At 72.4% G+C, this 24,383-nt stretch carries 19 protein-coding genes; 4 read left to right on the top strand and 15 right to left on the bottom strand.

The features are described 5' to 3' along the window. The first annotated feature begins 31 nt into the window (after nucleotides 1-31). Nucleotides 32-1,528: a glycoside hydrolase family 3 protein gene (locus ACTHMF_RS10245; RefSeq protein ID WP_440317340.1), complete on the top strand. Its 1,497-nt coding sequence runs from the start codon at nucleotides 32-34 to the stop codon at nucleotides 1,526-1,528. A 33-nt stretch (nucleotides 1,529-1,561) separates the two neighbouring features. Here the strand turns inward: ACTHMF_RS10245 and ACTHMF_RS10240 are convergent, their stop codons facing one another. The 3 genes from ACTHMF_RS10240 to ACTHMF_RS10230 are packed head-to-tail and all read right to left on the bottom strand — an operon-like array spanning nucleotide 1,562 to nucleotide 4,298. After that, nucleotides 1,562-2,422 (bottom strand): aldo/keto reductase, encoded by an 861-nt coding sequence (locus ACTHMF_RS10240; protein ID WP_440317339.1) that lies wholly within the window; start codon nucleotides 2,420-2,422, stop codon nucleotides 1,562-1,564. A gap of 22 nt (nucleotides 2,423-2,444) precedes the next feature. Continuing rightward, on the bottom strand, nucleotides 2,445-3,416 hold the full coding sequence (locus ACTHMF_RS10235) for an aldo/keto reductase (protein ID WP_440317338.1): 972 nt from the start codon (nucleotides 3,414-3,416) through the stop codon (nucleotides 2,445-2,447). Nucleotides 3,417-3,440: 24 nt separating this feature from the next. Continuing rightward, complete coding sequence (locus tag ACTHMF_RS10230; protein ID WP_440317337.1) at nucleotides 3,441-4,298, bottom strand: alpha/beta hydrolase; 858 nt, start codon at nucleotides 4,296-4,298, stop codon at nucleotides 3,441-3,443. A gap of 18 nt (nucleotides 4,299-4,316) precedes the next feature. Here ACTHMF_RS10230 and ACTHMF_RS10225 point away from each other — a divergent pair, with 18 nt between their 5' ends. Continuing rightward, nucleotides 4,317-4,958, top strand: a complete 642-nt coding sequence (locus ACTHMF_RS10225; RefSeq protein ID WP_440317336.1) for an MBL fold metallo-hydrolase — start codon at nucleotides 4,317-4,319, stop codon at nucleotides 4,956-4,958. 104 nt (nucleotides 4,959-5,062) lie between these two features. On the opposite strand, the gene ACTHMF_RS10220 is transcribed toward ACTHMF_RS10225, so the two are convergent. Further along, nucleotides 5,063-5,311, bottom strand: coding sequence for a glutaredoxin family protein (locus tag ACTHMF_RS10220; RefSeq protein ID WP_314147212.1), 249 nt, complete (start codon nucleotides 5,309-5,311; stop codon nucleotides 5,063-5,065). A 9-nt stretch (nucleotides 5,312-5,320) separates the two neighbouring features. Then, entirely contained in the window at nucleotides 5,321-5,974 is a 654-nt protein-coding gene (locus ACTHMF_RS10215) for a nucleoside/nucleotide kinase family protein (protein WP_440317335.1), read from the bottom strand. 53 nt (nucleotides 5,975-6,027) lie between these two features. Here ACTHMF_RS10215 and ACTHMF_RS10210 point away from each other — a divergent pair, with 53 nt between their 5' ends. Next, complete coding sequence (locus ACTHMF_RS10210; protein WP_440317334.1) at nucleotides 6,028-6,900, top strand: NAD(P)H-binding protein; 873 nt, start codon at nucleotides 6,028-6,030, stop codon at nucleotides 6,898-6,900. 25 nt (nucleotides 6,901-6,925) lie between these two features. Here the strand turns inward: ACTHMF_RS10210 and ACTHMF_RS10205 are convergent, their stop codons facing one another. The 10 genes from ACTHMF_RS10205 to ACTHMF_RS10160 all read right to left on the bottom strand — a co-directional run bounded on the left by ACTHMF_RS10205 (nucleotide 6,926) and on the right by ACTHMF_RS10160 (nucleotide 22,650). Then, nucleotides 6,926-8,389, bottom strand: a complete 1,464-nt coding sequence (locus tag ACTHMF_RS10205; RefSeq protein ID WP_440317333.1) for a rhamnulokinase — start codon at nucleotides 8,387-8,389, stop codon at nucleotides 6,926-6,928. Continuing rightward, nucleotides 8,386-10,422: a bifunctional aldolase/short-chain dehydrogenase gene (locus ACTHMF_RS10200; RefSeq protein WP_440317332.1), complete on the bottom strand. Its 2,037-nt coding sequence runs from the start codon at nucleotides 10,420-10,422 to the stop codon at nucleotides 8,386-8,388. The genes ACTHMF_RS10205 and ACTHMF_RS10200 overlap by 4 nt, the downstream gene beginning before the upstream one ends. A 59-nt stretch (nucleotides 10,423-10,481) precedes the next feature. Further along, nucleotides 10,482-11,645 carry an L-rhamnose isomerase gene (gene rhaI, locus ACTHMF_RS10195; RefSeq protein ID WP_314147207.1) on the bottom strand — a complete coding sequence of 388 codons (1,164 nt, stop codon included), beginning with the start codon at nucleotides 11,643-11,645 and terminating at the stop codon, nucleotides 10,482-10,484. A gap of 25 nt (nucleotides 11,646-11,670) precedes the next feature. Then, nucleotides 11,671-12,978: an MFS transporter gene (locus ACTHMF_RS10190; RefSeq protein ID WP_440317331.1), complete on the bottom strand. Its 1,308-nt coding sequence runs from the start codon at nucleotides 12,976-12,978 to the stop codon at nucleotides 11,671-11,673. An 83-nt stretch (nucleotides 12,979-13,061) separates the two neighbouring features. Continuing rightward, the gene (locus ACTHMF_RS10185) at nucleotides 13,062-13,394 is read right to left on the bottom strand and encodes an L-rhamnose mutarotase (protein ID WP_314147205.1); all 333 of its coding nucleotides are present in this window, start codon (nucleotides 13,392-13,394) and stop codon (nucleotides 13,062-13,064) included. Between the two features lie 106 nt (nucleotides 13,395-13,500). Then, the gene (locus ACTHMF_RS10180; protein WP_440317330.1) at nucleotides 13,501-14,541 is read right to left on the bottom strand and encodes a LacI family DNA-binding transcriptional regulator; all 1,041 of its coding nucleotides are present in this window, start codon (nucleotides 14,539-14,541) and stop codon (nucleotides 13,501-13,503) included. 117 nt (nucleotides 14,542-14,658) lie between these two features. Continuing rightward, the gene (locus tag ACTHMF_RS10175; RefSeq protein ID WP_440317329.1) at nucleotides 14,659-16,926 is read right to left on the bottom strand and encodes a beta-glucosidase family protein; all 2,268 of its coding nucleotides are present in this window, start codon (nucleotides 16,924-16,926) and stop codon (nucleotides 14,659-14,661) included. A 251-nt stretch (nucleotides 16,927-17,177) separates the two neighbouring features. Next, a complete protein-coding gene (locus ACTHMF_RS10170) occupies nucleotides 17,178-18,275 on the bottom strand; it encodes a LacI family DNA-binding transcriptional regulator (RefSeq protein WP_440317328.1) in 1,098 nt (365 codons plus the stop codon). Nucleotides 18,276-18,280: 5 nt separating this feature from the next. Then, on the bottom strand, nucleotides 18,281-20,074 hold the full coding sequence (locus ACTHMF_RS10165; protein WP_440317327.1) for an alpha-L-rhamnosidase-related protein: 1,794 nt from the start codon (nucleotides 20,072-20,074) through the stop codon (nucleotides 18,281-18,283). Continuing rightward, nucleotides 20,071-22,650, bottom strand: a complete 2,580-nt coding sequence (locus ACTHMF_RS10160; protein WP_440317326.1) for a family 78 glycoside hydrolase catalytic domain — start codon at nucleotides 22,648-22,650, stop codon at nucleotides 20,071-20,073. The genes ACTHMF_RS10165 and ACTHMF_RS10160 overlap by 4 nt, the downstream gene beginning before the upstream one ends. A 253-nt stretch (nucleotides 22,651-22,903) precedes the next feature. Here ACTHMF_RS10160 and ACTHMF_RS10155 point away from each other — a divergent pair, with 253 nt between their 5' ends. After that, nucleotides 22,904-24,208, top strand: a complete 1,305-nt coding sequence (locus ACTHMF_RS10155; protein ID WP_440317325.1) for an ABC transporter substrate-binding protein — start codon at nucleotides 22,904-22,906, stop codon at nucleotides 24,206-24,208. Nucleotides 24,209-24,383 lie beyond the last annotated feature (175 nt).

Genomic DNA, 24,383 nt, shown 5'->3' with positions numbered 1-24,383 from the left:
TATTTACACACGACGCGAGGAGACCGCCGCGATGCCGCACCGCTCCACCGATCCCACCCTCCGCTCACTCGTCGCCGGGGTGCTCTGGCCCGGTTTCCTGGGCAGATCCGCCCCCGACTGGCTGCTGCGAGAGCTCGACGCCGGCCTCGCCGGTGCCGTCTACTTCGGCCAGAACATCGACCAGGACGACCCGGACCAGGTGCGCGGCCTGTCCGAGCGGCTGACCGTCCGGCCCAGCGTGCTGCTCGGGATCGATGAGGAGGGCGGACGCGTCTCGCGCCTGGAGACGGCGCACGGGTCGACGCTGCCGAGTGCCGCGCAGCTCGGCCGCGTCGACGACACCGCCGTCACCCGCGCGGCCGGCGCGGAGCTCGGCCGCCGCGTGCGGGCCTCTGGCGCGAACGTGACGCTCGCCCCGGTGGCCGACGTCAACACCAACCCGCGCAACCCCGTGATCGGGACGCGATCGTTCGGCGCGACGGCGGACCTGGTCGCACGCCACGTCGCTGCGACCGTCGACGGCATCCAATCGGCGGGCGTCGCGGCGTGCGCCAAGCACTACCCGGGGCACGGCGACACCGCCGTCGACTCGCACCTCGGGCTGCCGCGCGTGTCGCTGCCGCGGGAGGAGGTGGAGCAGCAGCACCTGCCGCCGTTCCAGGCGGCGATCGATGCAGGGGTCGCCGCGATCATGACCTCGCACGTCGTGGTCGAGGCCTTCGGCGACGCTCCCGCGACGGTGGACTCCCGCGTGCTGGGGATGCTGCGCGAAGGCGGCTTCACCGGCTGCATCGTGACCGACGCGCTCGACATGGCGGCGATCCGCGCGACGTACGGCTCGGGACCGGGCGCGGTCCTCGCGCTGCTGGCGGGGTCCGATCTGCTCTGCCTCGGCAACCCGTTCGATCACACCTACCCGGGCGGCGTCCCCAGCGACGAGGCCGACTATGCCGAGGTGCGGGATGCGCTGCTCGCGGCGGTGGAGGACGGCGCGCTTCCGGTGGCCGTCCTCGAGCGGGCGGCCGCTTCGGTCCGAGCACTCTCCGAGCGGGTGGTCGCGCTCGCCGCCGCCGCTGGACCGGCGGAGGGGTTCGACGCCGCCGCCGTTGTGCGCGCCGCGATCGCCGTCCACGGGTCTCCCGCGCTGGGAGAGCGGGAGGCGGTGCTGCTCGACCTGCGCGACCGCGCGAGCGGCGTGGTCGGGTCGGCGGCGGAGCCGTTCGCCGCGGCGTTCGGTGCGCGTCGCATCCAGGTCGGGCCGCTCGGCGGGCGGGATGTCGTCGGTGCGGTGTCGGACGCGCTCGGCGCCGTCCCGCCCGGTGCTCAGGCGATCGCGCTGGTGGATGCTGTCCAGGCCGGCGGTCCCCAGCGGCGTGCCCTCGGGATGCTCGCGGCCGCCCGCCCGGCCGCGATCGTCGTCAACACCGGGCTGCCGGCCGTCGATGGTCTGCCGCTGAGCGGAGTGGACACCTACGGCTCCAGCCGCGTCACCGCCGAGGTCGTCGCCGCCCTCACGGCCACCTCCTAACCCCATCAACACCCTCGAGGGCGGGGGAGACCGCTACGCGGCGTTGAGGCGGGACAGCTCGTCGGGCGTGAGCTCCACGTCCACCGCCGAGACGGAGTCGCGGATCGTCTCCGGCCGGGAGGAGCCGGGGATCGGGATGACGTGCGGGCTGTGCGCGAGGTGCCAGGCGAGGGCGACCACCTGCGGGCTGATGCCGCGCGCCTGCGCCACCTCGGCGAACGGCGCGAACCGGTCGCCGAGGTCGCCCGCGGAGCTGATGCCGCCGAGCGGGCTCCACGGCAGGAACGCGATGCTGAGCTCGTCGGCGAGCCGCAGCTCCGGCTCGCTGGAGCGGAAGGCCGGCGAGAACTGGTTCTGCACCGACGCCAGCCGGCCGCCGAGGATGTCCTGCGCCTGACGGATCTGCTCCGGGTTCGCGTTCGAGATGCCGGCGAGCCGGATCACGCCGTCGTCGAGCAGGTCGCGGATCGCGCCGACCGAGTCCTCGTACGGTACCTCCGGGTCGGGGCGGTGGAACTGGTACAGCCCGATCGCGTCGCCGCCGAGCCGGCGCAGCGACGCCTTGGCCGCCTCCTTCACATACTCGGGGCGTCCGTCCACGTACCAGCTGCCGTCGCCCGGGCGGAGGTGGCCGCCCTTGGTGGCGACCAGCACGCCGGAGGTGTCGCCGTCCCAGCTGCGCAGCGCCTCCGCGATGAGCTCTTCGTTGTGACCCACCTCGTCCGCGTGCAGGTGGTACGCATCCGCCGTGTCGAAGAAGGTGACCCCCTCATCCAGTGCGGCGTGGATGGTCGCGATCGACCGCGCGCGGTCCGGGCGTCCCTCGATCGACATGGGCATGCCGCCCAGGCCGATCGCCGACACCTCGACGTCGCCGATTCTGCGTGTCTTCACTCGTGTTCTCCTTCCGCCCGGCTCACCAGGCGTAGTCCTCGGGGGCCGGCTTGTGGCCGGGGAAGATCTCGTCGAGCCGGGCGAGCGCCGCGTCGTCCAGCGTGACGTCGAGGGCGCGGATGCCCGCATCCAGCTGCTCCCTGGTGCGCGGGCCGATGATCGGACCGGTGACACCGGGCCGGGACAGCAGCCAGGCGAGGGCGATGTCGCCCGGTTCGTTGCCGAGCTCGTCCGCGAACGCCTCGTAGGCCTCGATCGCGTCGCGGTGCTTCGCGAGCGTCTCGGCGGCGCGGCCCTCCAGGCGGCGCTTGCCCTCGTTCTGCTTGCGGACGACGCCGCCGAGCAGCCCTCCGTGCAGCGGCGACCAGGCGATGACGCCGACGCCGTTCGCCTGCGCGGCGGGCAGCACCTCCAGCTCCACCTGGCGGGTGAGCAGGTTGTAGATGGACTGCTCGCTCACCAGCCCGAGGAAGTTCCGCCTGCGGGCCTCGGCCTGCGCGGTCGCGATGTGCCAGCCGGCGAAGTTGCTCGATCCCGCGTAGAGGATCTTGCCCTGCGCCACCGCCGTCTCCATCGCCTGCCAGATCTCGTCCCAGGGGGTGTCCCTGTCGACGTGGTGGAACTGGTAGATGTCGATGTAGTCGGTCTGCAGGCGCTTCAGGCTCGCGTCGAGCGCGCGCCGGATGTTCAGCGCGGAGAGCCGGCCGTCGTTGGGCCAGTCGCCCATGTCGCCGTACAGCTTGGTGGCCAGGACGGTGCGCTCGCGGCGGCCGTCGCCCTGCGCGAACCACTCGCCGATGATGGACTCGGTGGTGCCCTTGCCGGTGTGCTGGCCGTAGACGTTGGCGGTGTCGAAGTAGTTGATGCCGGCGTCGTGGGCGGCATCCATGATCTCGAAGGAATCGTCCCGGCTCGTCTGCGGACCGAAGTTCATGGTGCCGAGGACGAGGCGGGAGACTTTCAGGCCGGAACGGCCGAGGTGCGTGTACTCCATGACTTCACCCTCCGCCGGGTGGAGTCAGATGTCCAACAGGAAGTGTGGATGGGATTGTGCGGCCGCCTGGATGAATCGGCCCGCCGCGCGGATCACCTCGTCCGCCGCCGCCAGGTCCGGCCCGCCCATGAATCCGTGCTCGGCGCCGGGGACGACCCTCAGCTCGGCGCGGATGCCCGCGGCCGCGCAGCGGTCGACAAGACGGCGGGCGTCGGGGAGCAGCGAGTCGAGCGAGCCGACGGCCGCGAACACCGGAGGGAGGCCGGAGACGTCGGCGGCGAGGTCGGGCGCGTCGGCCAGCCGGCCGGCGCCGGCCCAGCGGGCGAACGCCCATTCGGAGAGCTCGCGGCCGGGACCGCCGGGGAGGTCGTCGTCGTAGCCGGCCAGGGTGAGGTCGACGTTCGGGTTGCTGAGGACGAGCGCGTCGGCGGGTGCGGCCGAGCCGCCCGCGGAGGCGGCGGCCCGCGCGGCCGCGACGGCGACCGAGCCGCCCGCGGAGTCGCCCCAGAGCACGACGCGCGCGGCGCCGTCCTCGCGCAGCAGGGCGGTGGCCGCGACCGCGTCGTCCGCGGCGTCGGCGAGCGTCGCCTCGGGGGCGAGCCGGTAGCCGACCGACAGCACGGTCACGCCGAGGATGCCGGCGATGCGGCGGCAGTAGCCGTCTTGCAGTTCGACGTCGCCGAGGACGCCGTAGCCGCCGTGCAGGAAGGCGACGGCCGTGCCGGGCAGGCCGGGCTTCGGCCTGCGCGAGGGCCGGTACCGGCGCACCGGGATCGCGCCGAGCGCGGCGTCCTCGACGGTTCCGTCGAACGGGAGCCGCGGTCGCGCCGCCGCGCGGGCTGCGGCGTCGCTGCGCAGGCGGCTGATGTCGGGTTCGGTCACGGGGACTAGCATCCCAGCATGCGCGAAGTGATCGACACCATCCACCGGCTGGACGCGGCGCGCGCCGGCAACGCCTACCTCGTGGACGCTGGCGACCGCTCGGTGCTCGTCGACACCGGCCTCGCCTCCGGTGCGGAGAAGGTCGTCGCGGAGCTCGCGGCCGCGCGCATCCCGCCGGTGACGGACATCGTGCTCACGCACTACGACCCCGACCACGTCGGTGCTGCGGCGGCCGTGCAGCGCGCCACGGGCGCGACGGTGTGGCTCGGCGGCGCGGACGTGCGCATCCTGCGCGGCGACGCCCTGCCGCCGACGCGGACCCGCCGCGCGATGCTGCGCGTGCGGTGGCTCGGCCGCCCGGAGCTTCCCCGGCTCACCGAGCTGCCGGACGACGCGGAGACCGAGATCGTGCCCGGCCTCGTCGCCGTCCCCGGCGCGGGTCATACGCCGGGCCACCACATCGTGCGCTGGCGCGGTGCGGCGTTCATCGGGGACGCGGCCCGGGTCTCCGGCGGCCGCCTCGTGCACTTCCCCGGCTTCCTCATCTCCGACCGCGCCCGGGCGGACGCGACCATCCACGCGATCGAATCCTGGCGCCCGCACCTCATCCTCCCCGGCCACGGCGCCCCCGACCGGCTCACCCCCGCGTCGCCCGCCTAGCCAGGCCCGCGAGCACAGGAAAACGGTCGCGAGCCGGGCGGTTTCGCGAGGTTTTTCCTGTGCTCGGCGGCCTGCCATAGCGCGGGCGAGCCGGGCGGGGCGCGTCAGAGGGAGAGGGCGGCCTCGAGCTCGGGGTCGGTCGGCTCGACGAGGTGGCGGCCGTCGGGGAAGACGATGACCGGGATGTTGGTGCGGCCGCTGATCGCCTGCGCGCGGTCCGCCTCCTCCGGGCGCGCGACGAGGTCGATGTACTCGTAGTCGACGCCGATGCGGTCGAGGAGGGCCTTGGAGCGGATGCAGTCGCGGCACCAGTCGGCGCCGAACATGGTCACTGTGTCGAACGAGTCGGTCATCCCGCCAGCCTAAGCGGGGCCTCCTGAACGGATGATCAGCGCGGCGCTGTCGCGGGTCGGCTCGATCAGGCGGGCGTTCGCGCCGTCCACATCGCGCGCCCACGCGAGCGCGGCCCCCGGCGACCTGCCGTGCCGGGTGTGCCGGTCGACGAGGCGGCGCACGCGCTCCTCCTCCGGCGCGTCCGCGAACCAGGCCTCGGCGAGCAGCGGTCGCACCGCGGACCAGGGCGCGCCCGGAGCGAGCAGGTAGTTGCCCTCCGCCAGGATCAGACGCGCGGACGGCTCGATGGCGATGGCTCCGGCCACCGGCTCGTCCACGGTCCGCTCGAAGCCCGGCGCGTAGACGGTGTGGTCGAGCTCGCTCTGCAGCCGGTTCAGCAGGGCGACGAAGCCCCAGCCGTCGAAGGTGTCGATCGCGCCCTTCCTGTCGCGGCGCCCGAGGGCGTCCAGGGTGGCGTTCGCCAGGTGGAAGCCGTCCATCGGGAGGTGCACGGCGAGCGGTGCGCCCGCCAGCTCGCAGGCACGACGCGCGACCGCGCGGGCGAGCGTCGTCTTGCCGGAGCCGGGGCTGCCGGCGATGCCGACGATGGTCCGGCCGCCCGCTCCGACCAGCCCGAGGGCACGGCGGGCCAGCGTGTCGATGTCGGGGGAGGTCGCGATCACCCGTCCATTCTGGCCCGCGCCGTCCTGTCGGTGGTCGGGACGAGGCTGGCCGCATGACCATCGCCGTGACAACGCCCACCGGAAACGTCGGCCGCCACCTGCAGCGCCTTGTCGTGCAGGCGGGGGAGCGGCCCCGCGTGCTCGTCCGGGATCCGGCCCGGCTGGATGACGACGTGCGCGACCTCGTCGACGCGGTGGCGACGGACCAGCTGGATGCGGACTCCGTCGTCGCCGCGACCGCGGGCGTCGACGCCGTCTACTGGGTGGATCCGCCCAACCGCCTCGACGACCCGCTCGACGGCTACCGCCTGGCCACGGACGCGCTCCTCGCGGCCGTGCGCGAGAACGGCATCCGCCGGGTCGTCTTCCAGTCGAGCGCGGGCGCCGAGCGCCGGCACGGGGTGGGCGAGATCGACGGCCTGGCCGCGACGGAGACCGCGCTCGACGCGGCGCGCGTCGACGTGACGCACCTGCGCTGCGGCTACTTCTTCTCGAACCTGCTGTTCGACCTCGACGCGCTGCGCGACGGCGTGATCGCCACGGCCTTCGACGTCGACGCGCCGATGCCGTGGGTCGCGCCGGAAGACATCGCGGCCGTCGGCGCGGTCCGGCTGCTCGACCGCTCCTGGACCGGCAGGCACGTACAGGCCGTGCACGGCCCGGAGGACCTCTCCTTCCGCGACGTCGCCGCGATCGTCGGCCGCGCCACGGGCCGCCCGATCGAGGCCGTCCAGCTCAGCGACGACGACGTGCGCGCGACGCTGACCGCCACCGGGATGACGCCCGCCCAGGTGGAGGCGCTGGCCGGGATGACGGCGGGCATCCGCGACGGCTACACCCCGGAGAACCCGCGCGACTACACCACGACAACGCCGACGCGGCTCGCGGGCTGGGTGCAGGCGAACCTGGTGCCGTCGCTGGGGTGAGGGGACGCAGCGCTGGGGAGGTCCGTCAGCGCGACGGCTCGTACCGCACCGGCGCGTAGTGCCGTGCGACCAGCGCCCGCAGCGTCTCCAGGTCGCCGTCGATGAGGCCGACGGCGCGGGCCTGGACGAGGGCGTTGCCGAGAGCCGTCGCCTCCACCGGGCCGGCCAGCACCGGCAGGCCGGAGCGGTCGGCGGTCGCCTGGCAGAGCAGGGCGTTGCGGGCCCCGCCGCCGACGATGTGGATGGTGTCGACGGGGACGCCGGAGAGCTCGGCCGCGCGACGGACCGTGTCGGCGAAGGCCTGGGCCAGGCTCTCGATGATGACGCGGACGGTGCCTGCTGGGCTCGCCGGGCCGCGCCTCCCGTGCTCGGCGAACCAGCCGGCGATGCGGCCGGGCATGTCGCCGGGAGCCAGGAAGCGGGGGTCGTCGGCGTCGATCAGGTCGGTCGGTCGGGGCAGGGCCGCCGCCTCGCCGAGCAGGCTCTCCAGCGTGACCGGCAGGCCGCGGCGCTGCCACTCGCGCAGCGACTCGCTAAGAAGCCAGAGGCCCATCACGTTGTGCAGGTAGCGCACGCGGCCGTCCACGCCGCCCTCGTTGGTGAAGTTCGCGGTGCGGGAGTCGTCGGTGAGGACGCGGTGCTCCAGCTCGACGCCGACCAGGCCCCAGGTGCCGCACGAGATGTAGGCGGCGCGGGACGCGTCCATCGGGACGGCGACGACCGCCGAGGCCGTGTCGTGCGAGCCGACGGCGGTGACGGCGGGACCGGCTCCCGCGAACGGCAGGTCGGCCGCGAGCGCGGGGAGCAGGCGGCCGGTCTGCGTGCCGGCGTCGACCAGCGGAGCGAACCGGTCGCGCGGCAGCCCGAGGCGCCGGATGAGCGCGTCGTTCCAGGAGCCGTCCGCGGCGAGCAGGCCGGTGGTGGAGGCGTTGGTCCGCTCGGCATTCTGCTCGCCCGTGAGCCAGTAGGCGATCAGGTCGGGGATGAGCAGGAAGCGGTCGGCGGTGGACAGCGCGCCGCGCTCGGCGTCGACGGCCAGCTGGTAGAGCGAGTTGAACGGCAGGAACTGCAGGCCACCCTCGCGGTACAGCTCGGCGGGGTCCACGGCGGCGTGGACGAGCTCGACGCCCTTCGCGGTGCGCTCGTCGCGGTAGTGGTAGGGCTCGCCGAGCAGGCGACCGGAGCCGAGCAGGCCGTAGTCGACGGCCCACGAGTCGACGCCGATGCTCGCCAGCTCCGGCTCGTCGCGGGCGACGGTGCCGAGGCCGGACAGCACGCTCGCGTACAGGCCGGTGACGTCCCAGTGCAGGGCGGAGCGGTCGCCCTCCCAGACCCGGACGGGCGTGTTCGCGAACCGCGCCGCCTCGGTCAGCTCCAGGGTGTCGGCGCCGACGCGCGCGTGCATGACGCGGCCGCTCGTCGCGCCGAGGTCGACGGCCGCGACGGCGCCGCTGCGGCCGCCGCGACCGCCCCGCCCCACCCCGCTCATCGCAGGAAGGCGGCGGCGACGCCCGCGTCCACGGGGATGTGCAGCCCGGTCGTGTGGTCCAGGTCGCTCGTGCAGAGCACGAACACCGCGTTCGCGACGTGCTCCGGCAGCACCTCGCGCTTCAGCAGGGTGCGCTGTGCGTAGTACTTTCCGAGCTCCTCCTCCGGGACGCCGTAGACAGCGGCGCGCTTGGCGCCCCAGCCGCCGGCGAAGATGCCGGAGCCGCGCACGACGCCGTCCGGGTTGATGCCGTTGACGCGGATGCCGTGGTCGCCGAGCTCGGCGGCGAGCAGGCGCACCTGGTGGGCCTGGTCGGCCTTCGTCGCCGAGTACGCGATGTTGTTCGGGCCGGCGAAGATCGAGTTCTTCGAGGAGATGTAGACGATGTCCCCGCCGAGCTTCTGGTCGATGAGGACCTTCGCGGCCGCACGGGAGACCAGGAAGGAGCCCTTGGCCATCACGTCGTGCTGCAGGTCCCAGTCGGTGGTGGTCGTCTCCAGCAGCGGCTTGGAGATGGACAGGCCCGCGTTGTTGACGACGAGGTCCAGGCCGCCGAACTGCAGGAGCGCAGCGGCGATGGCCGCGTCGATCGCCTTCTCGTCTGTGACGTTCGCGGCGACGCCGATCGCCACGTCCGTCCCGCCGATCTCGGCGGCGGCGGCCTGCGCCTTCTCGAGGTCGAGGTCGGCGATGACGACGCACGCGCCCTCGCCCGCGAGCCGGGTCGCGATCGCCTTGCCGATACCGGACGCGGCACCGGTGACCAGGGCGATCCGGCCGGCGAGCGGCTTCGGCTTGGGCAGCCGCTGCAGCTTCGCCTCCTCGAGCGCCCAGTACTCGATGCGGAACTTCTCCGCCTCGTCGATCGGGGCGTAGGTGGACAGCGACTCGGCTCCGCGCATCACGTTGATCGCGTTGATGTAGAACTCGCCGGCGACGCGCGCGGTCTGCTTGTCCTTGCCGTACGAGAACATGCCGACGCCGGGGATGAGGACGATCGCCGGGTCCGCGCCGCGGATCGCGGGGGAGTCCGCGGTCGCGTGCCGGTCGTAGTACGCCTGGTAGTCGGCGCGGTACTGCTCGTGCAGCTCCTCCAGCCGGGCGATCGAGTCCTCGATGGAGGCGTCGGCCGGCAGGTCGAGCACGAGCGGCTTGACCTTGGTGCGCAGGAAGTGGTCGGGGCACGAGGTGCCGAGCGCGGCGAGCCGCGGGTGCTCGGCGGAGGCGAGGAAGTCGAGCACCACGTCCGCGTCGGTGAACGAGCCGACCTGCGGCTTGTCCGTGGAGGCGATGGCGCGCAGGTGCGGCGCGAGCGCGGCGGCCTTGGCGCGGCGCTCGGCCTCGGGGAGCGCTGCGTAGCCGTCGAGGGCCGGGCCGAACGGCTCCGGGCGGCCGTTCGCTTCGATGTAGTCCGCCGCGGTCTGGATGATCCACAGCGAGTTGGCCTCGGCCTCCTCGGAGGTGTCGCCCCACGCCGTGATGCCGTGGCCGCCCAGGACGGTGCCGATCGCGTCCGGGTTCTGCGCCTTGATCGCCGCGATGTCGAGGCCCAGCTGGAAGCCGGGACGCCGCCACGGCACCCAGACCACCGTGCCGCCGAAGATCGTCTTCGTCAGCTCCTCGCCGTCCGCCGCTGTCGCGATCGCGATGCCGGAGTCCGGGTGCAGGTGGTCGACGTGCGCCGCATCCACCAGGCCGTGCATGGCGGTGTCGATGGACGGGGCGGCGCCGCCCTTGCCGTGCAGGGTGTAATCGAACGCGGCGACCATCTCGTCCTCGCGCTCCACGCCCGGGTAGACGTCCTGCAGGGCGCGCAGCCGGTCGAGGCGGAGGACGGCGAGCCCGGCCTCCGTCAGCGTGCCGAGGTCGCCGCCGGAGCCCTTCACCCAGAGCAGCTCGACCGGCTCACCGGTGACCGGGTCGGTCTCGGTGCCCTTGGCGGACGTGTTGCCGCCGGCGTAGTTGGTGTTCTTCGGGTCGGACCCGAGGCGGTTCGAGCGGGCCAGCAGGGCCGCGACGGTCTCGTTCGTCATGATGCGTGGTGTTCCTTCTGCGCGGGATTCAGGAGTGGGGTGGATGCGGTGGCGGGGCCTCAGGCGCCCCAGCCGGCCTGCGTGCCGCCGACGCGCTCGGCCTCGATCTTCTGCTGGTAGCCGGAGGCCTTGTAGGCGGCCATCGGATCGGCGGGGAGGCCGCGGGACTCGCGCCAGGCGGCGAGGTCGGCGCGCACGTCGGTGTTGAACGCGTCCATGAAGACGGTGTTCGCGGCGAGGACATCGTTCGCGCGCTGCGCGGCGTCGAGCGCCTCGGTGTCCACCAGGAGCGCCTTCGCGGTCGCCTCCTGCACGTTCAGGACGGAGCGGATCTGGCCGGGGATCTTCGCCTCCAGGTTGTGGCACTGGTCGAGCATGAACGCCACGTCCGGGTTGGCGTAGCCGCCGCCGCGGATGACCTCGAACACGATCCGGAACAGCTGGAACGGGTCGGCCGCGCCGACGATCAGGTCGTCGTCGGCGTAGAAGCGGCTGTTGAAGTCGAACGAGCCGAGCTTGCCGAGGCGGAGCAGCTGCATGACGATGAACTCGATGTTGGTGCCCGGCGCGTGGTGGCCGGTGTCCAGGCAGACCATCGCGCGCTCGCCGAGGGCGGCCGTCTGCACGTAGCTGGTGCCCCAGTCCGGGACGTCGGTGTGGTAGAACGCCGGCTCGAAGAACTTGTACTCCAGCACCAGGCGCTGGTCGTCGCCGATCCGCTCGTAGATCTTCTGCAGGCTGTCGGCGAGCCGGTCCTGGCGGGCGCGCAGCGAGTCCTGGCCGGGGTAGTTGGTGCCGTCGGCGAGCCAGATCTTCAGGTCGCGCGAGCCGGTCTCGTTCATGACGTCGATGCACTCGAAGTGGTGGTCGATCGCCTTCTGGCGGATCCGGTCGTCGTGGTGCGTGACCGAGCCGAACTTGTAGTCGTCGTCCTGGAAGGTGTTCGAGTTGACCGTGCCGAGCTCGACGCCGTTGTCCTCCGCGTGCTTCTTCAGGTCGGCGTACGAGTCCACCGTGTCCCACGGGATGTGCAGCGCGACGGTGGGCGCGAGGCCGGTGTGCTTGTGCACCTGCGCGGCGTCCGAGATCTTCTCGAACGGGTCCCGCGCGGTCCCTGCGGTGCCGAACACCTTGAACCGGGTGCCGGAGTTGCCGAACGCCCAGCTGGGCAGCTCGATGGCCTGCAGCGCGAGCTGGTCGCGGATCGGGTCGGTGAGAGTCATGATCCTGCTTTCTGTGGTGTCGTGGTCAGGCGCGCGCGTCTTCGCGCTCGCGAGCGGGGGAGAGGGGCGCAGCACCGTAGCGCTCCGCCTCGATCTGGCGCAGCGACTTGCCCTGCGTCCGCGGGGCCCAGATCGCGCCGATGAGCAGCGCGACGACGAGGAAGGCGATCAGGATGAGGCCGACGGTCGGAACGCCGGAGCTCGCCAGCAGCACGGGGAAGACCGAGCTCAGCAGGCCGACGGCGATGCGCGCGGCGAAGAACAGCACGCCCTGCGCGCTCGCGCGGTACGGCGTCGCGAACAGCTCGGCGGTCCAGACGCCGTAGAACGCCTGCGCTCCGATGCCCGCCGCAAGGCCCCAGGCGATCGCGAAGGTGAGCAGGGTGGGCAGGCCGGGAGGCGCGAACACCAGCGCGACCCAGGCGAGGATCCCGAGCACGGCGCCGATCACGTAGAGCACGCGGCGCGACATCCGGTCCGCGAGCAGCATGAAGCCGAAGTACGTGGCGAGCACGGTGCAGCCCCAGACGAGCACCTGCAGGAGGTCCTGCTCCACGGCGCTGTGCACGCCCGCGGCCTCGTAGACGCGCGGCATGAAGATGCCGGCCTGGCCGGCGACGAGGTTCCAGAAGCCGTAGACGCCGAAGAGGAAGAGGAGCGCGGTGATGTTCACGCGCTTGGAGAACAGGGCGCGCATCCCGCGGCCGGACTCGGCGGTCGAGACCGCGCCCGTCTTGACGTCCGTCCACAGCTTCGACTCGGGCAGGCCCTGCCGGACCCACCAGACGATCGCGGCGACGACGAACAGGTGGAAGAAGATGATGCGGCTGCCGAGCAGGCCGAGGGGTGCGAGCGCGGCCGCGAGGGCGAAGCCGACGAGCGGGCCGATGGACCAGGCGAGCTGCGCCATGCCGACGTGCTTGCCGCGCGCGTGGTCGGGCGCCTGCTCGGCGATGTAGGTCCAGGAGGCGGGGACGCCGGCGCCGACCGCGATGCCGGTGATGAGGAACGCGGCGAACAGCATCCCCGCGTTCACGGCGAAGACGGCGAGCAGCACGCCGAGCATGTAGAGCAGCAGGTCGTAGGTGTAGATGAACTTGCGGCCGAGGCGGTCGGTGAGCGGGCCGCCGAGGATGGCGCCGATCGCCGCGCCGCACGCGTTGGCGCTGAAGGCGGCGAGGATGCCGACGAAGCCGTCGGTCAGGTGGAACTGGGTCTGCCAGAAGCCGAGGCTGGTGGCGATCGCGATGATCGAGCCCGACTCGATGTAGTTCGACATGGCGACCGAGGTGGTGGCTCGCCAGCCCGTGGTGTTGCTGCTTCCGACTCTCATGTCGTCAGGTGTTCCTCACTGTTGCTTCGTTGCGGTGTTGCGGTTGTGTGGTGGTGCGGTGCGCATCCGGGCGGATGCGCGGGTCACTCGAGGTGGAAGTACTCCGTCAGCCGGTTCATGGTGCTGTCCGGCGCCGACTCCTCGGCGAAGAACTCGGCCATGCCCGCCTGCCAGCGGGCGTTGACCTCGCGCTCGTCCATCGCAGCGACGGCGGCGTCGAAGTCGTCCGTCTCCAGGTAGCCGACGACGAGGCCCTTCTCGCGGTCGAGGAAGAGCGAGTAGTCGTGCCAGCCGGTCTCGCGGAGCGCGTCGAGCATCTCCGGCCAGACGGTCTCGTGAGCGGCGAGGTAGTCGTCGACGCGCTCGGGCTTCAGCTGCATGGTGAAGCAGACCCGGCGGGATGCGCTGGCGCTCACGAGAACTCCTTTGGTCGAATGAATCGTTTCAAAGCTAGCAGCAGCGCCGCGATGCCGCAAGCCGCGACCGGGACAGGGACGGACGGGCGCGGCCCGCGAGCGCGGGTCAGACGGCCGCGGCGGCGCGGGACGAGGAGCGGCGGACGACGAGCTCCGGCACGAAGCGGACGTGCTGGTGCACGTGCGGTGCTGCGGCGTCCACATCCTCGATCTCGCGGAACAGCAGCTCGCCTGCCGCGTAGCCGATCTCGCGGCGGGGCTGGCGGATGGCCGACAGTGGCACCGCCGCCGTCGCCGCGAAGTCGATGTCGTCGTAGCCGATCAGGGCGACGTCGTCCGGGACGCGCAGGTCGTGTGCGACGAAGCCTTGCAGCAGGCCGAGGGCGAGCAGGTCGTTGGCCGCGAAGACGCCGGTCGGCCGGTCCGACGCGTCCAGCGCTGCCAGCGCGTCCGCCGCCTCCCGGCCGCGGCGCGCATCCAGTGTCTCGACGGGAAGGTGGACGAGCTCGACGTCGGCGCCGGACTCGGCGACGGCCTTGTGCGCGCCCTCGAGCCGGTCCCGGATCTGCTGCAGCGAGTCCGGGCCGCCGACGAACGCGATCCGGCGGTGACCCTCGTCGATGAGGTGGGCGACGGCGAGCCGGCCGCCCTCGACGTCGTCGACGGCGACGGAGCAGGCCTCGACGTCCGAGGCGACGCGGTCCACCAGCACGGCCGGGATGCCGTGCTCGCGCAGCCGCTCGACCTCGGACTGCGCGTCCCCGATCGGGGCGAGCAGGACGCCGCGCACGCGCTGCTGCTCGAACGCCGCGAGCTGCTGCCGCTCCCGCTCGTGCAGGTTGCCGCTGTTGCCGAGCTGGATGGAGTAGCCGCGCTCCAGGGCGAAGCCCTCTGCGCCGACGTAGAGGTCGGTGAAGAACGGGTTGGCGACGTCCATGACGACCATCGCGATCGCGCGGCTCGCGCCGGCGCGGAGCTGCCGGGCGGACTCGTTGCGCGTGAAGCCGAGCCGGGCGATGGCCTCCTCGACGGCCCGGCGCGTCGGCTCCGCGACGATCTCCGGCCGGTTCAGGACGTTCGACACGGTGCCGACCGCGACGCCGGCCAGGGCCGCGACATCCTTCACGCTCGGGCGCTTCGCCGCCACAGCCACCCCTCTCGGTATCTCGGATCGACCTTACCCGGTGCCGAGGGGCACGTCGTCGTCCTCATCCCGGGAGATGAGGGCGACGCGCGCCCCTCGGCAGCGGTCGGCGGGTGCCGGCTACCCGGCGAGGGTGAAGGTGGCGGAGAGGGCGGCGGTCGCGGCGTCGCCCACGGTCACCCGGTAGCCGCCAGGGGCGGTGACCCAGGCGCTCGCGGCGGTGCTGTAGTAGGACAGTGGACGGTCGACCGAGGTCGGGTCGATCGTCAGCGAGACGCGCTTGCTCGCTCCCGCGCCGAGCGTCACCGTGTCGAACGCGACCAGCCGCGAACCGGGCTCACCGGCGGAGGCGGGCAGTGTCAGGTAGACCTGCGGCGTGGTGGACGCCGTCTTCGTCCCCGTGTTGCGCACCGTGAAGGAGACGGTGATCGGCGTGCCCGCCTTGTGCGCAACCGCCGGCGAGAGCTGCAGCTTGCTGTACGAGAAGCTCGCGTACGACAGGCCGTAGCCGAACGGGAACAGCGGCTCGATGCCTGTGCTCTGGTACCACTTGTAGCCGATCGCGAGACCCTCGCTGTAGCTGACCTGGCGGATCGACTTGTCGCCGGCCGCGCGGGTCGGCGAGCCGTTCACGAGTCCCGGGTACTGCGCCGGGGTGGTCGTGGGGGTGTCGGCGAGCGACCTCGGGAAGGTGATCGGCAGCTTGCCGCTGAAGTCGGCGTCGCCGTAGATCAGCCGGGCCAGCGCCGTGCCGCCCTGCTCGCCCGGGTACCAGGCCTGGATGACGCCCTTCACCGAGGCGAGCCACGGCATGTCTGTCGCGCTGCCGGTCTCGAGCACGGCGACCGTGTTCGGGTTGGCGGCGGCGACGGCCGAGATCAGCGCATCCCCGTTGCCGTCGAGCGAGAGCGACGTGCGGTCCGCCCCCTCGCCCTGCACGGTGTAGCCGAACACGATCGCGACGTCCGCCTTCGCGGCGGCAGCGGCGGCCGCAGCGGGGTCGGAGCCGTTGTCGAAGGTCACCGTCGCGCCGACCATGGCGGCGCGCCCGGTGATCGCGTCGAGCGGTGCGACCACGTTCGGGCACGCGGTCGCCGGGCCGAAGTTGTGGATGGCGCACACGGTCGCGGCGCTGACGCCGTTCGTCGCGGTCTTCGACGCGGTCGCGCCGATCACGGCGACGGTCTTCGCCTCCTTCGTCAGCGGCAGGATGCCGTCGGCGTTCTTGAGCAGCACGGAGCCCTTCTCGGCGATCAGCTCGGCGACGCGCTTGTTCGCGTCCGTGGAGGCGGACGTGCTCGGCGTCGCGGGCAGAGCGTGGTCGAACAGGCCGGTCTTGATGTACGCGGTCACGACGCGCGACGCCGCGGCGTCGATCTGCGCCATGCTCACCGAGCCGTTGTCGAGGGCGGCGCGGACGTTGGCGGGCGTGTAGTAGATCGGCCGGTTGAGCTCCTGGTCGAGCCCGGCGTTCAGCGACGGGGCCGTCGAGTGCACCGATCCGAAGTCGGAGACGACGTAACCGCCCCACCCGGTTTCGTTCTTGAGCAGGTTGGTCAGGATCGGGTTCTCGCACGCATAGACACCGTTCACCTGGTTGTACGAGCACATCACGCCGGCGGGGTCGCCTTTCGCAACGGCGACCTGGAACGCCAGGTCGTAGACCTCGCGGAGCGTCCTGCCGTCGATGTTCGAGGAACTGGTCTGGCGGTCGAGCTCCTGCTCGTTGGCGATGTAGTGCTTGAGCACGGACATCACCGGCTCGGTCGGGTTGCCCTTCTGGATGCCCGTCGTCTGCGCGGCGGCCAGGTCTCCGCTCAGCAGCGAGTCCTCGCCGAAGGAGTCGGTGATCCGGCCGTCCAGCGGCGTGCGTCCCGACAGGATCTGCGGCGAAAGCAGCCCGTTGAGGCCGGAACGGAAGGCCTCGTCCGCCTGCGCCTTGCCCTTGGCGTACGCCAGGCCGGTGTCCCAGGAGGACGCGAGCGCGAGCTGGGCGGGGAAGATCGTGACGCCCGACGCGCCGCGGACGTAGTCCGGGCCGTCCGAGTACGCGACCTTGGGGGTGCACGGCACCTGCGCCGGGTAGCTGACGCCGTTGAAGGTGGTCTGGGTGGGGTTGTTGGCCGCCTGCTCGTCGAGCCAGCGCAGCTTCTGGTCGAGCGAGCTGGCCCGCAGCAGGAGCTGGGCGCGCTTCTGCGGCGACTTCGAGGTGTCCAGCCACGGGCATCCGGCCGGGACCTTCGATGCGGTGGATGCCGTGGCCGCGGACGTCGTCGGTCTGGGCTGGGCGAGTGCGGGACTCGCGCCGAGGGCGGCGGTGAGCAGGCCGGCTGCAGCGGCCGGCGCGATCCAGGCGCGCAGTCGCCTGCGCGTGCGGAGGTGGGTCATCTGAACTCCTCTTCGTTGAGAAAACCGGCCCGACGGGACGCCCCTGCCGACCCGCGAAGCGCAATTAATACGTTTCAATCGCAGGACGCTAGCGGAGCTCGTCTACCCGCGCAAGGGTGCATTGGATCGATTCACTCACAACCCCTCGACGCCCCGGTTCGCGAAAGGCACGTGATTGTCGCTTCTCGCACGCGAAAGCGACAATCACGTGCTCCTCGCGCGTATATGCCGGGAGGGGAATGCGGGTGCGGTCAGGCGGAGGCGGTGCTGCGGTCGGGCGCGGGGAGCGGGGTCGCGCCGTCCCGGCCGACCGTGGACTCGCGGACGACCAGGCGGGGCTGCAGCAGCACGCGGCGGTGCACGTGCGTGCCCGGCGCATCCCGCAGCTCGCCGATCAGGAGGTCGACGGCGGCACGGCCCATCTCCTCGCCCTGCATCGCGACGGAGGTGAGCGGGATCGCGCCGCCCCACGCGGCGGAGTTGTGGTCGCAGCCCATCACGGCGACGTCCTGCGGAACGCGGACGCCCGCGCTGGTCAGCTCGTTGATGATCGCCATCGCGAGCAGATCCGTGACCGCGAGGACCGCGTCCGGGCGCTCGTTCGGCGGCATCGCCGCGAGCCGCCGGCCGGCGTCCGCGCCGCCCGGCGGGTCGAGGTCGACGGTGTCCAGCTCCACGAACTCGACGCCGCCTCCCGCCTCGGCCACCGCCCGGCGGGCGCCCTCGCGGCGCTGGTGCACGGGCTGGTAGTCGTCTCGGGCCGCGACGAACGCGATGCGCCTGCGGCCGAGGTCGATCAGGTGCTTGGCGGCGATGTAGCCGGCTCGCTCGTTGTCGATCAGCACGCGGCACGAGTCGGTCTGCCGGGAGTCGAAGTTGACGACGACCACCGGGCGGCCGTGCCTGCGCACGCGCGCGATCTGGTCGTCCGACTCCTGCATCGGCGCGAGGATCACGCCGGAGACGCGCGCGCTGTCGAAGAAGCCGAGGTGCGCATCCTGCATCGCCAGGTCGTTGTTCGCGCTCGCGAGCTGGAGGGTGAACGCGTTGGACTGGGCGTGCGCCTGGGCGCCGCGGGCCACGTCCACGAAGAGCGAGTTGGTCAGGTCGATCACCACGAGGCCGATCGTGCGGGCCTCGCCGGAGCGCAGCGCCCGCGCGGTCTGGTTGAGCGTGAAGCCGAGCCGGTCGATGGCCGAGAACACCTTGTCGCGCGTCGCCTCGGCGACCTTCTCCGGATGGTTGAGCACGTTGGAGACCGTGGCGACGGACACCCCGGCCAGCTCCGCGACGTGGTGCATGTTGGGCGGCCCCGAGGCGCCGTCCTTGCTCCCCCTTCGTTGGACCATGTCGATCATCCTAGGGCGACGGGCGCGCGCACGATCGCCGGACCGGCGTGCTCGCCGTCGGCGGTCGTCAGCACCGTGCCCGGCGGGACCTCCACCGTCAGCACGCCGTCCCTGACCGCGACGACGATGTCCCCGTCCGGTGCGGGCACGCGGGCCTCCGCCCACTCCAGATCGCCCAGGTGCGGCTCGACGACGAACCGCCGCCAGCCGTCGGCGAGGGGGCGCAGCCCGAGCACCGCGTCGGGGAGCAGCGCGGCGGGCCCCGAGGACCAGGCGTGGCACAGGCTCTTGCCGAACGGCCGCCCGTACATCGCGTACGGAGAGCCGTCGCCGTCGGCGAACTCCTCCCAGAAGGTGCGCGCGTCGTTCTCCAGCATCCCGCCCCAGAGCGAACGGATGCGCCGGACCGCGCCGTCCCGATCCCCCAGCTCGATGAGCGCGCGCAGGAAGAAGCCGGTCATGAACGGAGTGCCCGCGCGCTCCGTGCGCTCCAGGAGCCCCCGCACCGCGGGATCGTCCGGGCCGCTCAGCCCGGCGAGCACAGCGAGGAAGGCGGGGTAGGCGGACGGCTCGGAGCGGCCGTCGGCGTACGTCCGCCAGCCGCCGTCCGGCGTCCTGCCGACGCGCTGCAGCGTCTCCCGCACCGTCGCGGCCAGCGCCTCCCAGCGGTCGGCGCCCGGGTGGCCGGCGGTGCCGAGCACGTGCGCGGCCGAGGTCAGCGCCCAGTGCCACAGCAGCTGCAACGCGGTGGGATCGCGGGTCGGGTCGACGTCGACGCCCCAGTCCAGGAACACCAGCTGGAAGTCGTCGTCGGTGCCGGCCGGTCGCAGCAGACCGTCGTTCCCGGCGTGCCGGGCGAGGTCCGCGGTGAACGCGTGGATGTGCTCGGCCTCGGCCAGCAGGTACGCGTCGGCGTCGAAGGAGCGGGCGAGGAAGCCGGTTGCGATGAGCCACCACAGCGAGTAGTCGGCGATGCCGTTCACGTAGCCGGACCGCGGGCTGCCCAGCGCGACGAGGCTGTCCTGCACGATGCCCGCGTCGCCGAAGGCGTAGCCGTTCGCGAGCGTGTTGAGCGCCTGGTCGCCGATCCACGGCATCCGGTCGCGTTTGATGCCGTCGAGCATGAGACCGTGCATGCACGTGCGGAGCGTGACGGCGCTCGTCCGCCAGATCCTGGTCAGCGTCTCGTCCGAGCAGGCGAACGACCCGGCGCGCTCGACGGGATGCTCGTACGCCTCGACGGCGACGTCCTCGACGCCGTCCGCGTCGATCCGGAGGAACCGGAAGCCGAGCGCGTGCTCGGTCGTCCAGCGGCCGTCGGGCAGGCGGCGCACGTCGTGCCGGGTCTCCTGGTCCCCGGCGGCGGCGTGCGCCTCCTGCACCGACTCGCCGGAGGAGACGACCGGTGGGGTGGACGCGCGGAAGACGGGGCGGCCGAGCACCGGAGCGTCGAGCATCCACAGTCCGTCGCGCAACCGCGGGCGGACGGTGACGACGGGTTCCGGGACGCGGTGCGGAGGGACGGAGGCGGCGCCCGGTACGGCGCGCGGTCGCGTCCAGCCGCCGCCAGGGACCCGCACCAGGACGTCGGCGTCGCCGTCCGTCCACAGCGCGGGCGGCTCGCCGGGCGCGCTCTCGACCACGGCCGCCGCGCCGTCGCCGACACGGAATTCGGCGGAGCGCAGCGTGTCGGCGTAGTTCGGGGCGTAGTCGACGTGCCGGTTGGCGGCGCGGCCTTCGCGCACCAGGGTGTGCAGCAGGCCGAGCTCGTACTGGTGCGGAGGATAGTGCCAGGTCATCGCGCGCCGACCGGCTCGCCGAGGCGGTGCGTTCCCGGCCGGGCCTCGACGGTCCGCCCGGACGGCAGCACGATCTCCGCCGTGCTGCCGGTGGGAACGGTCACGGTGATCTCGAACCGGCCGTCCTCGATCCGCCAGGCGACCGCCGCGGTCCCGTACGGGGTCGCCAGCGTGCGCTCCGCCCTGGTGAGGCCGCCACCGGGCTGCGGAGCCACGCGGAACCGGCGGAAGCCGGGCTCCACCGGCGACAGCCCCGCGACCGTGCCGTGCAGCCAGGCGGCGACGGAACCGAGCGCGTAGTGGTTGAACGAGGTCATCTCGCCGGGGTTCACGGTGCCGTCCGGCAGCATGCTGTCCCAGCGCTCCCAGATCGTGGTGCCGCCCGAGAGCACGGTGTAGAGCCAGGACGGGCACTCGCGTTCCAGCAGCATCCGGTAGGCCGTCTCGGTCTGCCCTGCCTTCGTGAGCGCGTCGCAGATCAGCGGCGTTCCGACGAACCCGGTGCCGATGCGGTGGCCGTTCGCCTCCACGAGGTCGCGCAGCCGCTCGCCGGCCGCGGCCAGCTCGTCGGCCTCGAACAGGTCGAAGGCGATGGCGAGCGCGTACGCGGTCTGGGCGTCGTCGATGAGCCGGCCGCCGTCGCGCACCCAGCGCTCGCGGAACGCGGCCCGCGCTGCCGCGCCGAGCGCGGTGTAGTGCGCGGCGTCCTCGTCTCGGCCGAGCTCGGCGGCGATGAGTCCGAGGGTCCGCGCGGACTCGGCGAAGTAGGCGGTGGCCACCAGGTACTTGTCGGTCTTGGCGTCCGCGGGGTCCTCTGGGGGAGCGGTGGGATCCAGCCAGTCGCCCAGCTGCATCCCCTCGTCCCACAGGTGGTCGGGGCCGGCCAGGCGGTCGACCAGGTCCACCCAGGCGCGGGCGCCGGCGTACTGGTCGGCGAGAACGGCGCGGTCGCCGTAGTGCCGGTACAGCGTCCACGGTGTGAGCACGGCGACATCGCCCCACACCGCACCCGGCTGGATGGGCGTCCACATCGGGCCGCCCGGCACGACCGGGACGTACCAGGGCACGGTCCCGTCCGGCAGCTGCTCCGCCGCGACGTCCTTGAGCCAGGACGCGAGGAACCCGGACACGTCGAAGAGGCCGGCCGCCGTCGGCGCGAACACCTGGATGTCGCCGGTCCAGCCGAGGCGCTCGTCGCGCTGCGGGCAGTCGGTGGGAATGTCGACGAAGTTGCTGCGCGTGCTCCAGACCACGTTCTCGTGCAGCCGGTCCACCAGCGGGTCGGAGGACGAGAACGTGCCGGTGCGCGCCATGTCGGAGTGCAGGATGCGGCCGACGATCTCCAGGTCGTGCAGGTCTCCGCCCCAGCCCGAGAGCTCGGCGTAGCGGAAGCCGTGGATGGTGAAGCGCGGCTCCCAGTCCAGGCTGCTGCCGTCGCCGATGTAGACGTCGGTCGCGGCGGCCTGGCGCAGCGGGCGGGTGTAGAGCTCGCCGCCCTGCAGCACCTCGGCGTGGCGCAGGGTCAGCTCGGCGCCCTCGGCGACGGCGGACGCGCGCAGCCGGATGCGGCCGGCGAAGTTCTGCCCGAAGTCGATCAGGTGCCGGCCGCCGGCCAGCGGGGTCACGCTCACCGGGCGCAGCTCGCCGGTGCAGCGGACGGGAGGGCCATCCGGCGCGACCAGCAGGGCGGTGTCGAACGGCACGGTCTCGACGGGCGTCCATCCCGCGTCGTCGAAGCCGGGACGGGACCAGCCGGGGACGCGCTCGCGGGCGTCGTAGCGCTCGCCGTCGTAGAGGCCGGAGGCGAGGATGGGGGAGGGGTGGCTGCGCCAGGCGCCGTCGGTGGCGACCGTGGTCGTCGCCCCGTCCGATGCGCGGAGCTCGAGCTGGGCGAACAGGGCGGTGCGGTCGCCGTAGAGCTCGCGGTAGCCGCCGTCGAAGCCGATACGGCCGCGGTACCAGCCGTCGGCGAGCCAGGCGCCGATCGCGTTCTCGCCGGGGACGAGCAGCTCGGTGACGTCGTAGGTCACGACGCGCAGGCGGTGCTGGTACGGGGTCCAGCCGGGGGCGAGGGCATCGTCGCCGACGCGGACGCCGTTGAGCTCGACCTCGAACAGGCCGTGCGCGGTGACGCGGAGCAGTGCGCGCTCCACCGCGTCCGCCGCATCCACCGTGAATTCGCGGCGGAGCAGGGCGGGCCGGCCGTCGGCGTCGGCCGGGAGCGGGCCGGGCGAGACGGCGGACGCGGTCCAGCCGGAGGGGTCGAGCGGGCCGGTCTCGACCTCCGCCGGCGCCGACCACTCGGAGTCCTCGCCCGCCCCGCGCACACGGACGCGGACGACCGCGAGCTCGCCGGAGCGCAGCGGCGCATCCGGCCAGGGCACGAGCACGGAGTCGGCGGAGTCGACGGACAGCACGCGTGCCGCGCCGCCGCGGCGCACCTCCACGTCGTAGCCGGACTGCGTCCAGCCCGCATCGGAGGCGGTCGTCCGCCAGCTCAGGCGCGGTGCTGCGACGCCGAGGCCGAGCGCGTTGTCGCGGCGCTCGAAGCGCGGCTGATCGACGGCGACGGTCATGGACTCCTCCTCGAGTGGATGCTCCCGGCGCGGGGCCGGGCGGGTGGTGCGGTCGGCGGATGGCCGCCGAGACCCTCGAACCATACCGCGATCTCTTAGAACGTTTCAAGCGACGTTCAGAGCCGTTGTGGCCAGTGATCACATCGTGACCATTCGATGTGTTGACACTCGCCGGGGCCGTGTGCTTTCATTCACGTTGAAACGTTCTAATCACGTTCGCGACCTCGGACGCGACCCTTTTCAAGGAGGAAAAGTGATCACAGCACACCGACGGCACCGGCGGCTCGCCGTCATCGGCGCTGTCCTGGCGGCCGGAGCCCTGGCCCTCACCGCGTGCTCCGGCAGCGGCGGGAACAGCGGCGGAGGCGACTTCACGACGCTGGGCCTCACCAGCAACGCCACCCCGAACAACACCCTCAAGGCGCTCAGCACCGCGGGCTGCCAGGCCGCCCAGAAGGACGCCCCGATCAAGACGGACGCAGACGACCAGACCCAGCACGACCAGAAGCTCCAGCTGCTCGCCGGCCAGAACGCCCTGCCGAGCATCTTCGTGAGTCCCGGCACCCCCGACCTCGCCAAGCAGTTCATCAAGGGCGGCAAGCTCGTCGACATCTCGGCCGAGCTGAAGAAGGACGGCCTCCAGGACCAGATCCTGCCGATCGCCGCCTCCACGATGCAGAAGCTGTACGGCCAGTCGGATGCCTACGCGCTGCCCAACGAGCTCAACATCGAGGGCATCTGGTACAACAAGAAGATCTTCAGCGACAACGGGATCGCCGTCCCCGGTACCTGGGACGAGCTGACCGCCGCCTCCTCGAAGCTGCTCGCCAAGGGCATCCAGCCGTTCGCGGGCGACGGCAAGGACGGCTGGCCGATCACCCGCCTCGTCGGTGCGTACATCTTCCGCGACCTCGGTCCCGACGCCCTGCAGGCCGTCGCCGACGGCAAGGCCAAGCTGACCGACGCGGACTACGTGAAGGCGGCCGACCAGGTCTCCAAGCTCGGTAAGGCGGGCGCGTTCGGCGCCGGCGTCGCATCCACCGACTACAACGGCGCGACCAACCAGTTCCTCACCGGCAAGGCCGCCATGTTCTACATGGGCTCCTGGATCCTGTCCAACTTCACCGACAAGACCCAGAATCAGATCGGCGAGGACAACATCGGCTTCATGCCGTTCCCCGCCGTCAGCGGCGGCAAGGGCAGCGTCGACCAGACCCCGGCGAACGTCGGCCAGCCGCTCATGATGAGCAAGGCCAAGTACAACTCCGGCAGCGCCGCCTGGCTCAAGTGCATCGCGCAGAACTACGGCGACGAGGTGCTCTCGAAGTCCGGTGTCGTCTCCGGCTTCAAGCTGAGCAAGGACCACTCGGACGTCTCCGCTCTCACCAAGGGCGTCCAGGACACCGTGAACAACTCGTCCTCGGCCGTCCTGTGGTTCGAGGCTCTGTTCAGCGCGAAGGCCACCACGGTGAGCCAGACCAACGGCGGATCGCTCGGCAACGGGTCGCTCTCGGGCTCCGACTTCATGCAGCAGGTTCAGACGGCGCTCGGCCAGTAGCCGGTCGACGCGAACCGTAGGAAGGTGAGGGTGCGACGGGCCCGCCCGCCGCACCCTCACCGCGCCCAGTGAGAACCCGCACCATGAACTCCGGGCTCGCAAGCCGCCGCACCGCACTGCTGCTGGTGGGCCCCGCGCGCCTCGTCTACACGGCGCTCACGCTCAGCCCGCGCGT

The sequence above is a fragment of the Leifsonia sp. genome (assembly GCF_051955155.1).
In the GTDB taxonomy this organism is placed as follows: domain Bacteria; phylum Actinomycetota; class Actinomycetes; order Actinomycetales; family Microbacteriaceae; genus Leifsonia.
This window is presented reverse-complemented; position numbering and strand designations above follow the sequence as displayed.

What these genes read in the sequence shown, in the direction of transcription:
- ACTHMF_RS10235 (WP_440317338.1), bottom strand. Translation starts at nt 3,416, where the DNA reads ATGGAGTACACGCACCTCGGCCGTTCCGGCCTGAAAGTCTCCCGCCTC.
- ACTHMF_RS10200 (WP_440317332.1), bottom strand. Translation starts at nt 10,422, where the DNA reads ATGACGAACGAGACCGTCGCGGCCCTGCTGGCCCGCTCGAACCGCCTC.
- ACTHMF_RS10245 (WP_440317340.1), top strand. Translation starts at nt 32, where the DNA reads ATGCCGCACCGCTCCACCGATCCCACCCTCCGCTCACTCGTCGCCGGG.
- ACTHMF_RS10190 (WP_440317331.1), bottom strand. Translation starts at nt 12,978, where the DNA reads ATGAGAGTCGGAAGCAGCAACACCACGGGCTGGCGAGCCACCACCTCG.
- ACTHMF_RS10205 (WP_440317333.1), bottom strand. Translation starts at nt 8,389, where the DNA reads ATGAGCGGGGTGGGGCGGGGCGGTCGCGGCGGCCGCAGCGGCGCCGTC.
- ACTHMF_RS10170 (WP_440317328.1), bottom strand. Translation starts at nt 18,275, where the DNA reads ATGGTCCAACGAAGGGGGAGCAAGGACGGCGCCTCGGGGCCGCCCAAC.
- ACTHMF_RS10165 (WP_440317327.1), bottom strand. Translation starts at nt 20,074, where the DNA reads ATGACCTGGCACTATCCTCCGCACCAGTACGAGCTCGGCCTGCTGCAC.
- ACTHMF_RS10220 (WP_314147212.1), bottom strand. Translation starts at nt 5,311, where the DNA reads ATGACCGACTCGTTCGACACAGTGACCATGTTCGGCGCCGACTGGTGC.
- ACTHMF_RS10175 (WP_440317329.1), bottom strand. Translation starts at nt 16,926, where the DNA reads ATGACCCACCTCCGCACGCGCAGGCGACTGCGCGCCTGGATCGCGCCG.
- ACTHMF_RS10160 (WP_440317326.1), bottom strand. Translation starts at nt 22,650, where the DNA reads ATGACCGTCGCCGTCGATCAGCCGCGCTTCGAGCGCCGCGACAACGCG.
- ACTHMF_RS10210 (WP_440317334.1), top strand. Translation starts at nt 6,028, where the DNA reads ATGACCATCGCCGTGACAACGCCCACCGGAAACGTCGGCCGCCACCTG.
- ACTHMF_RS10225 (WP_440317336.1), top strand. Translation starts at nt 4,317, where the DNA reads ATGCGCGAAGTGATCGACACCATCCACCGGCTGGACGCGGCGCGCGCC.
- rhaI (WP_314147207.1), bottom strand. Translation starts at nt 11,645, where the DNA reads ATGACTCTCACCGACCCGATCCGCGACCAGCTCGCGCTGCAGGCCATC.